This window comes from uncultured Polaribacter sp., assembly GCF_947501385.1.
In the GTDB taxonomy this organism is placed as follows: domain Bacteria; phylum Bacteroidota; class Bacteroidia; order Flavobacteriales; family Flavobacteriaceae; genus Polaribacter.
In genome coordinates this window covers 1-12,805 of the sequence record NZ_CANMVP010000048.1, presented here as the reverse complement: position 1 = coordinate 12,805, position 12,805 = coordinate 1, and the positions used below count along the sequence as shown (strand labels likewise).

Annotated in this window: 11 protein-coding genes; 5 read left to right on the top strand and 6 right to left on the bottom strand. The window is 30.3% G+C overall.

All coding sequences use genetic code 11. The features are described 5' to 3' along the window. Nucleotides 1-110: 110 nt before the first annotated feature. Complete coding sequence (locus tag Q0998_RS18745) at nucleotides 111-803, top strand: hypothetical protein (RefSeq protein WP_299672791.1); 693 nt, start codon at nucleotides 111-113, stop codon at nucleotides 801-803. Between the two features lie 174 nt (nucleotides 804-977). Here the strand turns inward: Q0998_RS18745 and Q0998_RS18740 are convergent, their stop codons facing one another. Genes Q0998_RS18740 through Q0998_RS18730 form a run of 3 tightly spaced genes read right to left on the bottom strand, consistent with a single transcriptional unit; the run spans nucleotide 978 to nucleotide 4,664 of the window. Continuing rightward, nucleotides 978-2,528 carry a DEAD/DEAH box helicase family protein gene (locus tag Q0998_RS18740; RefSeq protein ID WP_299672788.1) on the bottom strand — a complete coding sequence of 517 codons (1,551 nt, stop codon included), beginning with the start codon at nucleotides 2,526-2,528 and terminating at the stop codon, nucleotides 978-980. 60 nt (nucleotides 2,529-2,588) lie between these two features. Continuing rightward, the gene (gene ytxJ / locus Q0998_RS18735; RefSeq protein ID WP_299672785.1) at nucleotides 2,589-2,990 is read right to left on the bottom strand and encodes a bacillithiol system redox-active protein YtxJ; all 402 of its coding nucleotides are present in this window, start codon (nucleotides 2,988-2,990) and stop codon (nucleotides 2,589-2,591) included. A gap of 51 nt (nucleotides 2,991-3,041) precedes the next feature. Next, a complete protein-coding gene (locus Q0998_RS18730; RefSeq protein ID WP_299672782.1) occupies nucleotides 3,042-4,664 on the bottom strand; it encodes a family 16 glycosylhydrolase in 1,623 nt (540 codons plus the stop codon). A gap of 195 nt (nucleotides 4,665-4,859) precedes the next feature. Between Q0998_RS18730 and clpB the strand changes: the two genes are divergently transcribed. Together clpB and Q0998_RS18720 are read left to right on the top strand one after the other, a co-directional pair. Continuing rightward, a complete protein-coding gene (gene clpB, locus Q0998_RS18725; RefSeq protein WP_299672779.1) occupies nucleotides 4,860-7,469 on the top strand; it encodes an ATP-dependent chaperone ClpB in 2,610 nt (869 codons plus the stop codon). Nucleotides 7,470-7,582: 113 nt separating this feature from the next. Further along, nucleotides 7,583-8,071 (top strand): histidine phosphatase family protein, encoded by a 489-nt coding sequence (locus Q0998_RS18720; RefSeq protein WP_299672776.1) that lies wholly within the window; start codon nucleotides 7,583-7,585, stop codon nucleotides 8,069-8,071. Between the two features lie 33 nt (nucleotides 8,072-8,104). Here the strand turns inward: Q0998_RS18720 and Q0998_RS18715 are convergent, their stop codons facing one another. After that, nucleotides 8,105-8,926 (bottom strand): class I SAM-dependent methyltransferase, encoded by an 822-nt coding sequence (locus Q0998_RS18715; protein WP_299672773.1) that lies wholly within the window; start codon nucleotides 8,924-8,926, stop codon nucleotides 8,105-8,107. 475 nt (nucleotides 8,927-9,401) lie between these two features. Beyond that, nucleotides 9,402-10,136 (bottom strand): DUF6503 family protein, encoded by a 735-nt coding sequence (locus Q0998_RS18710; RefSeq protein WP_299672770.1) that lies wholly within the window; start codon nucleotides 10,134-10,136, stop codon nucleotides 9,402-9,404. A gap of 102 nt (nucleotides 10,137-10,238) precedes the next feature. Between Q0998_RS18710 and smpB the strand changes: the two genes are divergently transcribed. Both smpB and Q0998_RS18700 read left to right on the top strand, forming a co-directional pair. After that, nucleotides 10,239-10,703, top strand: a complete 465-nt coding sequence (gene smpB / locus Q0998_RS18705) for an SsrA-binding protein SmpB (protein ID WP_299672767.1) — start codon at nucleotides 10,239-10,241, stop codon at nucleotides 10,701-10,703. 44 nt (nucleotides 10,704-10,747) lie between these two features. Then, nucleotides 10,748-11,620 (top strand): geranylgeranylglycerol-phosphate geranylgeranyltransferase, encoded by an 873-nt coding sequence (locus Q0998_RS18700; RefSeq protein WP_299672764.1) that lies wholly within the window; start codon nucleotides 10,748-10,750, stop codon nucleotides 11,618-11,620. Here Q0998_RS18700 and Q0998_RS18695 read toward each other — a convergent pair. Next, nucleotides 11,610-12,533, bottom strand: a complete 924-nt coding sequence (locus tag Q0998_RS18695) for an EamA family transporter (RefSeq protein WP_299672761.1) — start codon at nucleotides 12,531-12,533, stop codon at nucleotides 11,610-11,612. The two genes, Q0998_RS18700 and Q0998_RS18695, sit on opposite strands and share 11 nt — an antisense overlap. Nucleotides 12,534-12,805 lie beyond the last annotated feature (272 nt).

Sequence of the window (12,805 nt, the reverse complement as noted above, 5' to 3'; positions counted from 1 at the left end):
TTGACTTTCTCCTTAAAAAACATAACTTGCTAATACCGAAATTTTGGAACTGATATAAGGCATTAAAATGAAGTTTCATAAATATAACCTTTAGCTACAATTAAGAAAAAATGAAAAAAAACGAAAATACATTATTACTGATAATTTTAGTTTTAGCTATAGTCTTTATAATTTTAATAAAGTTTTTTTTAGCAGATATTCCTGAAATAACAAATAAAGGAAGTGAATTTGGTGAAGTCATATATCGTTTAAGTTTAGCATATATTTCAAGTTATATATTTTATCAAATTGTAGTAGTAATCCCGAAAAAAAGGAATTTAAAAAATATACATCAAAGTACAAGTTTCATTACATATGGAATTATACATAGTGGAAGTAGAATTGTTAAACCTAAAAAAACGAAAGAAGAATATTTAGATATTACAGATTCACAAAATGAAATTAGTAAGTCTGAATTTGAAAAAATCTGTAAAGCAATAAGTGTTTACGATACGTTTGATTTTAAATGGACAAAAAGTGATATAAGTCAAATTACGTATCTGGATCATTTTAAAAAAACAAAAAAACACATAATAGAAAACAAAAATGAGCTATTTGCTTTTATGCCTCATTTAGAAACTGAACATATTAAATTAATAAATGAAATTATTCAAAGTCCATTTATCTCTATGGGACATATCTATTTAGAAAATGAAACTATGCTTCAGGAAAGAGGAAATTTAGAGTTTATGTTTCATATGTTATTTGATTTTTATTGTAAAATCAGAAAATTGAATAAATATATGAATGGAATAGAACTATAGCCAAGACCATGTATAATTAATTGCATGGTTTTAGTCAATTTACGAAAGTTCTTTTGTAATTTCTATTTGTGATTTATTTACTAACTTTAGTGTTTTAAGAATGCAACTAATCATATACAATAAATAGTAAAAAATAAAAAAGAGCTGAAAAATTCAGCTCTTTTTTATATATATTTATTCTTCAATTGGCGGATGACCGTGAATTTTTTCAAAATCTTCATCGAAGTTTTCTCTTAAATATGCATTTAGTTTCTTTCGATAATCGTCTTTTAACCAGGTCACAAAGTTGTGTGTACTTTTAGAAATACATTTCGCATATCTATTGATTCGGTCATCAATCTCCTCACCTAGCATTTTTGCTAAGATCAAAGCGTCAAAAACATCTTCGCTATTTTCAATACACATTTTTGCATGGTGTACAATCGATTTTTCTAATACACGTTTTGAAGATTCTCCTGCTTTTATAGTTTCAATATATACCTGCTTCATATCGAAATAGGTATCTTTAGATTTCGCAAATTCTACTTTTACATTTGCCGGCAATTCATATCTAAAGGTGCTTTCTATTTCTTCGTCAGAAAGAATGGCATCTAAATAATAATCGGGTGCTCTAAACATTTTTTGCCAATCTAGATCTGCACCCCAAGGGCCAAATCTATGAAAGTTGTTTCCTAGATCTATCACATCAAATTCGTTGTTCTCTCCATGAATACGAGAACCCCGCCCAATCATTTGGTAATATAATGTTAATGATTTTGTTGCTCTGTTTAGAATAATGGCTTCAATACTAGGTTCATCAAAACCTGTTGTTAAAATACTTACCGAAGTAATAATTGCATTAGGTGTTTTATGAAACCATTTTAAAATAAGTTCACGCTCTTTCTTTGTATTGGTATTGTCTAAATGTGCAATTGGGTATCCTGCTCTTTTAAAAGCATGAAAAACCTGAATAGAAGTATTGATACCGTTGTTAAAAATCAGCGTTTTTTTACCTTTGGCAGTTTCTTCATAGGCACTTACTAATTTGGTAAGCATGTCTGTATTCATATACAGATCTTCAGAAGATTTTACGGTATAATCTCCATTTGCCCCAACCTCTAAAGAAGTCAAACCCACATTATAAGAATACATATTTGCTTGCGCTAAATAACCACTTTCTATCAAGTGGTGAATAGGTTCACCTACAAACAATTCTTGATAGTTCTCATACATTGGTAATTTAATGTTAGAACTTAAAGGAGTTGCCGTAACACCTAAAATAAAAGCATCGTCAAAAAATTTAAAAATCTTCGTAAAAGAATTGTAGTGTGCCTCATCTACAATGACCAAACCGATATCAGAAATATCTAACTGGTCATCATTTAATCGATTTTTTAGTGTTTCTACCATTGCTACAAAACACATATAATCGTCTTGATCATCTAGTTTTGCAGTACTGTTGATAATTTTATTATTTACACCAAACTCATCGAGCATTCTCGAGGTTTGTTTGCTTAACTCAATTCTGTGAGTCAATACTAAAACTTTCTTTTTAAAAGTTTCAATATAACGTCTTACAATTTCAGAGAAAATAACTGTCTTTCCTCCTCCTGTTGGTAGTTGATATAATAAATGATAATCTGAAGGTGCTGTTTCAAAACGATTAAAAATTTCTTGAAGTGCGTCTTTCTGATATCCGTATAATTCTTTACCTATAATTTTTTGCGAGGCGTTTGTTTCTGTCAAAAGTTTGAAAATTTTAAACAACAAAAATAAGACTTAAAATAGGTTAATCCCAAATTTAAACTATATAAATCTCGATAAGTTGGTTTGTGTGATGTCATGATGTGAAGCATAGTGTACAGAAACTTCGTTTTTAACCACAATTAACTGTGGCGATTGGTGCATCACTTGAAACGTATGCCCTACTTCAGCAGAAATAGCTCTATAATTTAATAAATCTAGATAATACACTTTCATGTTTTGATGTTCTTTACCAAATAATTTTTCAAATTGTTTGATTACCATACTGCTTATTCCGCATCTGGTAGAATGTTTAAAAATTAGTACTGCTTCAGTTTTAGATTGTTCTTTAATTTCTTCTAATTGCTTTAATGAAGTTAGCGGAAGCCAATCTAAGTATGACTTTTTTTCTGATTTTGATTCCTTTTCGCTTTTTCCTCCAAACATATTATTAAATATACCCATTTGTAATTTTTAGTGAACTGTAAATTTAAGAAAAACCTTGTAGCAACAAGGTTACTCTTTGATAATTTTTTTATTAATTATAACACCATCAGAAGTGATAATTTTCACTAAATACATTCCTTTTTTTAAATTTTTTAATGACATTTTTGCATGATTCCCTTCTCGTATTCTTTTTCCAGTAATATCAAATATTTGAACATTTTTAATAGTAACATCTGTATCTAATGCTATTGATATAAAGTCTTTTACAGGATTTGGATAGATAAAAACTTTTTGGTTTGTTGAAATTTTATCAACAGACAGCGCACTTTCTTGATATACTCTAATATAATCGATCTCCATAATATCTTCTGTAAAATTAGCATCAATAGTACCCCCTAAATTACCACCCATAGCAAGGTTTAGTAAAATAAAATAATCTTGATTGAATGGATTTATAGTTTCCATTTGATTGATTAAAGTCCCATCCATATAAATTTTCATAAAATTTGAATTCCATTCTAAGGAATAAATATGAAAATTTTGAGAAGTGTCTGTATTATTTGTAGCAATTCCTTTACTGAAATAAGTATAGCCTTCTCCATTATTCCAATGCCAAGTAGCTAAAATTTCTGTTTTGGTAATGTTGGGCTCCATCATATCTATTTCACCACACCAAGGCCAATTTGTGGTTCCATAACCTAGGTTATCCCAGTAAGCTCCATCTTCATTAATATTTTTTCCTAATAGCCAAATTGCAGGCCAAGAACCTGCAACTGAAGGCAATTTAGCGCGCACTTCTACTCTACCGTATTTAAAAGCAAATTTAGAATTTAATCTTCCAGAAGTATATTCTTTTTGATGGCCTTGATCTGAATAGGTTTCTTTTATGGCTTTTATTTTTAGCGAACCATTATTTACATAAGAATTTTCTTGACGCGTTGTATAATGCTGCTGCTCGTTATTTGCCCAACTGTCTCCTGCTATTAATTTTGTTTGATGATGCCATTTGGTTGCATCAATAGCCCCGTTTCCATCAAATTCATCAGACCAAACCAACGTATCAAAAACAGGGTTTGTATTTTCTGAAGCAACATCGTCATATAGAAAATCATCCATATAAGCAATGACCAAGTCTGTATTATTTTCTCCATTGACCTGAATTACAACTCTATTAAAATCATTTCTCTCGATTGGCGGAAGAGAATTTGAATCTAAATTTATATAAGAATCGTTTTTAAAATCGAAGGTTACATCTTGCCATTGGTTTAACAAAAGTGTTTTTTTTATTTCGCTTTGAGTAGTCCAAGGTTGCTGTAAAGTACCATTTTGAAGTTTTAAAAAAATTTGGTTAGTTTGTGAACCAGACAAGCTATTTGAAGGTATAAAAATTTTTAATTGAAAAGTATGATATACTGATAAATCAAAATTAGTCGATTTGTTAAAACCAATATTTGCATATTTTCCACCAATATCATTATATTTTAAAACTGTATTTGAAATATTAAGAGACTCTTTATAAGGATTCGTAACATTGAGGTCTAAAGTACAATCATCTTTATACCAAGTTGTAATATTCCCATTTCCTTCAAAATTATCTTGAAGTTTTTGAGCATAAGCGGTAGCTGTTAAAAAAAAACAATTGAAAATAATAAGTATAAATGACGCATATTTAATTTTTAGAATAAGTAACAAACTTAGCTTTTTGTAGCTTTAAATACTAAAAAACAACCAATACAAAAGCCATACATTAGGTTGATATTACTTATTATGCGTTTAAAGTTGTCAAAAAGTCAGTACTTATAGTGTTTTAAAGACAAAATGACTGCTTTTATACTTGTCTTTTATTTGGTATTGATTTTGCCCTTATCAAAGCAAAAAAACAGCAAAATGAATTTTAATAATTATACAACTAAATCACAAGAAACCATACAGCTTGCGCAGCAATTAGCGCAAGGTTTTGGGCATCATCAAATAGAAAATGAACACATATTTAAAGCATTAACACAAGTTGATGAAAATGTGTTGCCTTTCTTATTGAAAAAATTGAATATCAATTTAGAAATAGTAAATCAAATTTTAGACAAGCAACTAGAAAGCTTACCAAAAGTTTCTGGAGCTGAATTAATGATTTCTAGAGAAGCGAATAAAACCCTAAATGAGGCGTCTATTATCGCTAAAAACATGAAAGATGATTATGTTTCGATTGAACATTTAATTTTGGCTATTTTTAAATCGAAAAGTAACATTGCGCAAGTTTTAAAAGATCAAGGTGTTACAGAAAAGCATTTAAAAGCGGCGATTGAAGAATTGCGAAAAGGAGAAAGAGTAACTTCTCAAAGTCAAGAAGAAACTTACAATTCTTTGAATAAATTTGCAAAAAACCTAAACAAATTAGCGGAAGATGGCAAGTTAGATCCTGTAATCGGGAGAGATGAAGAAATTAGAAGATTGCTACAAATTTTATCACGTAGAACCAAGAACAATCCTATTTTAGTGGGTGAACCAGGAACAGGTAAAACGGCCATAGCAGAAGGTTTGGCGCATAGAATTGTTGATGGAGATGTACCTGAAAACCTAAAAGATAAATTGATTTTTTCTCTAGATATGGGCGCATTAATTGCTGGTGCAAAATACAAAGGAGAATTCGAAGAACGTTTAAAAGCAGTCATTAAGGAAGTTACCACTTCAGATGGAGATATTGTATTGTTTATTGATGAAATTCACACACTCGTTGGCGCAGGTGGCGGACAAGGCGCTATGGATGCCGCAAATATTTTAAAACCTGCTTTGGCGCGTGGAGAATTGCGTGCAATTGGCGCAACTACCTTAGACGAATATCAAAAATATTTTGAAAAAGACAAAGCTTTAGAACGTCGTTTTCAAAAAGTTTTGGTAAACGAACCCGATACAGAAAGTGCCATTTCTATTTTAAGAGGAATTAAAGAAAAGTACGAAACACATCACAAAGTTCGTATTAAAGACGAAGCTATTATTGGTGCTGTAGAATTATCTCAACGCTATATCACCAATCGTTTTTTACCAGATAAGGCGATTGATTTAATGGATGAGGCTGCTTCTAAACTTCGTATGGAAATCAATTCGAAACCTGAAGAACTAGATGTTTTAGATCGTAAAATAATGCAGCTAGAAATTGAAATAGAAGCCATTAAACGTGAAAAAGATGAAACGAAACTAAAGGGTTTGCGTTCTGAATTAGCAAATATTAAAGAAGAACGTAATGAACTAAATGCAAAGTGGAAATCAGAAAAAGAAATTGTAGACAATATTCAGAATGCAAAATCTGAAATTGAAAACTTTAAAATTGAAGCCGAAAAAGCAGAACGTGAAGGAAATTATGGAAAAGTTGCAGAAATTAGATATGGTAAAATTCAGGAAGCACAAGAAAAATTAGAGGAATTTCAAAAAGTATTACAAGCAAATAAAACAGAGAAATCTTTAATAAAAGAAGAAGTTACCTTAGAAGATATTGCAGAAGTTGTGGCAAAATGGACAGGGATTCCTGTCACAAAAATGATTCAGTCTGAACGTGAAAAATTATTAAAATTAGAAGAGCAATTGCACAAAAGAGTGGTTGGGCAAGAAGAAGCAATTACTGCGGTTTCTGATGCTGTAAGACGTTCTAGAGCGGGTTTACAAAACCCCAACAAACCTATTGGAAGTTTCTTGTTTTTAGGAACCACCGGAGTTGGAAAAACAGAATTGGCAAAAGCCTTGGCGGCCTATTTATTTGACGATGAAAATGCGATGACAAGAATAGATATGAGTGAATATCAAGAACGCCATTCTGTGAGTAGATTAATTGGTGCGCCTCCAGGATATGTTGGTTTTGATGAAGGTGGGCAATTGACAGAAGCTGTAAGAAGAAGACCTTATTCTGTAGTACTTTTAGATGAAATAGAAAAAGCGCATCCAGATACTTTTAATATTTTATTGCAAGTCTTAGATGAAGGAAGGTTGACGGACAATAAAGGACGTGTTGCTGATTTTAAAAACACGATTATTATTATGACCTCTAACATGGGAAGTCATATCATTCAAGAAAAATTTGCAGACCCAAAAGCAGATCTAGACGCGGTAACTGAATTGGCAAAAATTGAAGTTTTAGGGTTGTTAAAACAATCTGTAAGACCCGAATTTTTAAACAGAATTGATGATGTAATTATGTTTACACCTTTAAATCAGTCAGATATCTTTAAAATCGTAAAATTACAATTAGAGCTTCTGAAAAAGATGATTGGCAAACAAGAAATTACATTAGATGCTACTGATGAAGCTATTACATATTTAGCAGAAAAAGGATATCAGCCAGAATTTGGTGCAAGACCTGTAAAAAGAGTCATTCAGAAAGAAGTATTAAATCAACTTTCAAAAGAAATTTTATCAGGTAAAATAACAACAGACAGTATTATTCTTTTAGATGCATTTGATGATACGTTGGTTTTTAGGAATCAATCTGATTTGGTTGATAACAAGTAATATTTGTTCAAGGATTAAGATTAAAATTTAGTTGGGTTAGTTTGGAAAAAGTGATGTTTGAAAAAACATCGCTTTTTCTTTTTTGTTTATATTTGGTATCTAAATTAATTATTATGAAAAAAATTCTTTTATTATTTGTCTTTGTATTTAGTTCGTTAGTTTCTTGTACTCAAGAAGAAACAACCACTTATTATCTAATTCGTCATGCAGAGAAAAATTTGACTAAGAAAAACCCGAATTTAATAGAAGAAGGAATAAAACGTGCTAATAATTGGGCTACTTATTTTAAAGACATTCCTTTAGATGCAGTTTATACTACCAATTTTAATAGAACAAAACAGACCGCAGCGCCAACTGCTACACATAAAGGTTTAAAACCAATTATATATAAGCCAAATAAATTATATACAACCACCTTTAAGAAAAGAACAAAAGGAAAAACAACTTTAATAGTTGGGCATAGTAATACAATTCCTTTTTTAGTCAACAAAATTATCGGAGAAAACAAATATGATGAAATAGACGAAAGTAATTATGCAAATCTGTATATTATTCATATCTCTGGAGACAAAATAACGGCTAGTTTACAGCAAATAAATTAGTAATTTTCAAGGTCTTTGGGAATCTTAAATATTTTATTTCCTTGCCACCAACATCATATGTGGACTAAACGACAGAACAGATTCGTCTTTTTCTGTCGTTTCTAATAATGCTAACAAGGTTTTCTTCTTTTTAGGATGCAGCATGTTTGCAAAATATTCATTGTCTAGCCAAATCATTCCTTCCACAGCAAATAAATTTATAATCTCTAAGCCTTGAGAAGTAAATTCTTTTTTTAACTGTTTTGGTTTGTGGTAAAATCCGTCTGCTAATAACCAAGGAAATTCTTTTGGAGGGTTGTGAATTCCTGTTGTTAATTCGGTTTTACACATTTCAAAAAACGTTGGTTTATGAAGCAAACCTTGCATTAAACCTGCGACGGTAGAAGCAGAAGAATTGATGGCAAAACCTAAAATAATTCCGCCTTTTTTTAAGACTCTTTTTGCTTCATTAATGGTTTGTAAACGATCTTCTTTTTTTTGGAGATGATATAAAGGACCATGTAAAATCACCAAATCTGCCACATCATTTTCTAGCTCTAAATTTCTACTTTCTCCTAAAGAAACTGAAAATTTATTTTTTAGTTGGTTCGCTCTTTTTTGAGCTAATTTTATATGCTTTTCTACAGGTTCTATTAAATGTACCTTATGCCCTTTTTCTGCTAACCATTTACTGTATTTTCCTGTTCCGCCTCCCACATCTATAATGGTTATTGTTGGTTTCGAAATGTGCCTTTCAATTAAAGATTTTATACGCTCAAATTCAAAAAAACCCATACCACTTTCTAAACGCGTTTCTTCAGAAGCTTTGTTATAAAAAGCTTCTAGTTCTTTACTGATGAGTTGTTTTTTAGACATTTTTTAAGTTTAGCAGAATGTAAATTATGTATCTTTTTGTTGGAAAACTAGTTTAGAACAGCATTTTTTTTTTAGCTCTTATCAAAATTCGTTATTGCGAAAAACGTAGCAATTTACCTAAAAAGAGATTGCCAGATAAAGCAGCAAAAGCTTTATTCGCAATGACAGCTCTGGTAAGACCTGTTTTCGCAGGATGACAGAAAACAAAAAAACTAGCTAAATAAAACTACTATTCTATCGAATTTAAATCAAATATACATCCTTTTTTATCAGAAAAATTAGTGCTAATAGCAAGTTTCCAAAAAGATTAGATTGAGCTGTTTGAAGAGTTTTCTTAAAAAAAATACTTTCTTGAGCTTGTCATTCCTGCGCACTTGTCTGCCGAAGGTAGAGGCAGGAATCCACTCATTCACAGGAAGTTCAATCATAAGATTTATTTTCCTGAAGCTTCGGGGCTAGGAATAACTAACTTACTTTAAAATTTTACTTCAATATCTTTTAAAACAATTTCAGAAATCTTTTTTAATTGATTTTTTTCAAAAGCTTTATCAATACTTACTAATGGAATCTTTTTATCTAAAGGTTTGTAATTATGATAATCTACAAAACGAATTCCATTTTTTATACATTGTTCTTTTAAAACTCTAAATCGCTTTCCTCCTTCATTTGTACGGTAAGCATAGGCCAAATAATCGATTAAAAAATCTTCTTTTCCAATCCAATAAATAAAAACATCTTCAAAATCTTTTCCCCCTCCATTTTCTAAAAATGTAATTTGAATCTTATAATACTCTTTTCCTTTTACAGTTGAAGGTGCTAGTAGCTTTTTCTGAACAGCTTTATCATTTAATCCATAAGGCAATACAGAAAAATAATGCACCGAATTTACAGAGTTTGTATATTTATTAGCCATTGAATCTACAACAGCAGTTTTCTTTGCATTTACAAACCTTTCAAATCCATCATTAGAAACAATGTCTTCTATACTTTTAGCATCTTTTGTAAATACTCTAAAGAGTTTATAATTTCCATTATCTCTAATTGCAGCATAATCTTTATCTCTAAATTGAAATGTAATTTTTGAGTTTTCAACTTTATCTGCACCAGAATATTCAATTGTTTTGTCGATAATTTCTTGCGCTGTTAACTGCTTTTTCTCTGGCTTACAGCTCATAAGAAATAGTAATACTAATAGTGATACATATCTCATTTGGTTTTGTTTCATTTGGTCTCCAATAGAATTCAAAATTACATTTCTTTCTCGAATGTAAAAATGTATCTTTGTTAAAATTCTATAAATTAAAGCCAGTCTATGACGGTTCAGAAAAACATCAACATAAAAAACAAAAAAGCACGTTTCGAATTTGAAATCCTAGACAAGTATGTGGCTGGAATTCAATTAACTGGAACAGAAATAAAATCGATTCGATTAAGCCAAGCAAGAATTACAGAAAGTTTTTGTGAATTTAATGAGCGTGGTGAATTGTTTATTGTGAATATGTACATTCAAGAATACATGTTTGGACATCATTTTAACCACAAACCCAAAAGCGAGCGTAGATTGTTAATGAATAAACGCGAATTGAAAAGCTTAAAAAAAGATGTGGAAGCGAAAGGAAACACAATTGTTCCTTTGCGTTTATTTATAAATGACAGAGGTTTTGCCAAATTAGAAATTGCGTTGGCCAAAGGGAAACAAACGCACGACAAACGTGAAGTTATTAAAGACAGAGATAACAAACGTGATTTGGCCAGAATTAAAAAGAACTTCAACTAAGAATGATTTCTTTTTTAAAACTAATTCGTTACAAAAACCTTTTGATGGTTTTGTTAACGATGGTTTTAACTAAATATGCTTTACTTCATTCTTTTATTCAGCATAGTTATGTCTCGAATTTAGAATTCGGAATTCTCATAGCAAGTGTTTTATCTATTACAGCTGGAGGTTATATTGTAAATGACATTTTTGATCTTGAAACAGACAAAATAAACAAACCCGATAAAATTTTTATAGCATCAAGTATTTCAGAAAAAAATGCTTGGAGAAGTTATTTTTTACTGACTTCTACAGGCTTGTTTTTAGGAGTTTATCTGTCTATTATTAAAACACTTCCCTTTTTTAGTTTTATATTTGTATTTTCCTCTTTAGGCTTATTCTTCTATTCAAAATTCTTCAAAAAAAAAGTATTGCTAGGCAATTTGCTAATTTCTTTATTTATAGGTCTAACTATTTATATCGTTTATCTTTTTTGCTTTAAGTATCATGAATTTACACTAAAAGAACAGCTCAATTCAATGTTGTTTTTACAAGTTTGGTTGGCTGTTATTTCCTATACACTTTTTGCATTTCTAATCACATTTATTAGAGAGATTATAAAAGATATCGAAGACATTCATGGCGATTTAAAAATACAAGCCAAAACATTAGCCATTTTGGTTGGTCGAAAAAGAGCTGCAAAGTTCGCCTTTTTCTTTTCTTGTATACTCCTTTTTTTTCTTTTAATGATGTTGCAATCTCTAAAAAATGAAGTCTTATTTTTAAGCTACGGAATTGTATTTATTCTAATTCCACTTATATATTTTATGCATCAATTATGGAGTTCAGAAAGTAAAAAAGATTTTTCTAAATTGAGTAAAATTCTAAAAATAATAATGTTATTTGGTATTTTATCGATGTTACTTTTTAAGGTTTAGAGGCATCATTTACGTTTTTTACTTTTCTTTTTCTTGAAGTAATAAAATAAACACCTGTTAATAAAATTGCGGAAGCAATTACAGATTGCGTTGTTAATTTTTCATCTAAAAAATACCAACCTAATAACAAAGCAATTACTGGGTTTACGTATGCAGAAGTAGAAACTTTTTCTGTAGATACATTTTTTAACAGAAAGTTAAAAGCTGTAAAGGCTACAATTCCGCCAAATACAATTAATAAAAGCATCGAATATTGCACATTTGCGCTCCAATCTAAAGGTGAAGTCCATGGTTCATCAAAACCAAGACTCCCAATACATAAAATAAAACCAGCAACTAACATTTGATACCCCGTACTTACTAAAAAACTTTTATGCAAATCTGCTTTTGATACAAAAACACTACCATAACTCCAACTCAACACACAGGTTAAAATCATAAATATTCCAAGTAAACTATCTTCAGAAGCAGTTAATTCTTTCTGACTTATTAATAAATACATCCCAAAAATTCCTAAAAAGACACCAATTAAAGATTTTTTTTGCATGGGTTTTCTATCAATCAATCGCATTAGAAATAACACAAATAAAGGTTGTGTAGAGGCAATTAAAGCTCCAAAACCACTATCTACATACTTTAGCGCCCATACAAAAACACCGTTCCCATAAATTAAAAAGAAAAAAGAAGCAATAGCGGCATTCAAAAATTGTTTTTTACTAATGCTCAATTTTTGTTTCATAATAATTGCAATAATCATCATTAAAACTCCCGCAATAGAAAAACGAATAGAGGCTAAAAAAAAAGGCGCTAATTCTGTAACTGCAATTTTATTCAATAAATAGGTAGAACCCCAAATAATATAAATAGAGAAAAATGCTAATATGATGAGTACCTTAGATGTATTTGCTTTCATAAATAACTATTTACTTTCAAGCAAAATTACTGTTTATATTTAAGTACTATTCCATTTTAATAAAGAATAAAAAATGAAAAACCTCGACCCAAGGGTACGAGGTATCAAGTAGAAATTTATTTTTTATTTCGACGCAAAGCGTCGGGGAACCAGCCTACCGGCTGGCAGGTAAAATCCATAGATCCCGCTAAAAAAGAGGGATTAGCCTGCCTGCCGGCATAGGCAGGTTCAGCTAGCAATTTTTAATTCATTGCTTCGCTTCCGAAGCTTCG

Bases quoted from the DNA above. Each gene is read 5' to 3' on its own strand.
- Q0998_RS18695 (WP_299672761.1), bottom strand. From the start codon at position 12,533: ATGAAAGCAAATACATCTAAGGTACTCATCATATTAGCATTTTTCTCT.
- Q0998_RS18715 (WP_299672773.1), bottom strand. From the start codon at position 8,926: ATGTCTAAAAAACAACTCATCAGTAAAGAACTAGAAGCTTTTTATAAC.
- Q0998_RS18720 (WP_299672776.1), top strand. From the start codon at position 7,583: ATGAAAAAAATTCTTTTATTATTTGTCTTTGTATTTAGTTCGTTAGTT.
- Q0998_RS18710 (WP_299672770.1), bottom strand. From the start codon at position 10,136: ATGAGATATGTATCACTATTAGTATTACTATTTCTTATGAGCTGTAAG.
- Q0998_RS18745 (WP_299672791.1), top strand. From the start codon at position 111: ATGAAAAAAAACGAAAATACATTATTACTGATAATTTTAGTTTTAGCT.
- Q0998_RS18700 (WP_299672764.1), top strand. From the start codon at position 10,748: ATGGTTTTGTTAACGATGGTTTTAACTAAATATGCTTTACTTCATTCT.
- ytxJ (WP_299672785.1), bottom strand. From the start codon at position 2,990: ATGGGTATATTTAATAATATGTTTGGAGGAAAAAGCGAAAAGGAATCA.
- smpB (WP_299672767.1), top strand. From the start codon at position 10,239: ATGACGGTTCAGAAAAACATCAACATAAAAAACAAAAAAGCACGTTTC.
- clpB (WP_299672779.1), top strand. From the start codon at position 4,860: ATGAATTTTAATAATTATACAACTAAATCACAAGAAACCATACAGCTT.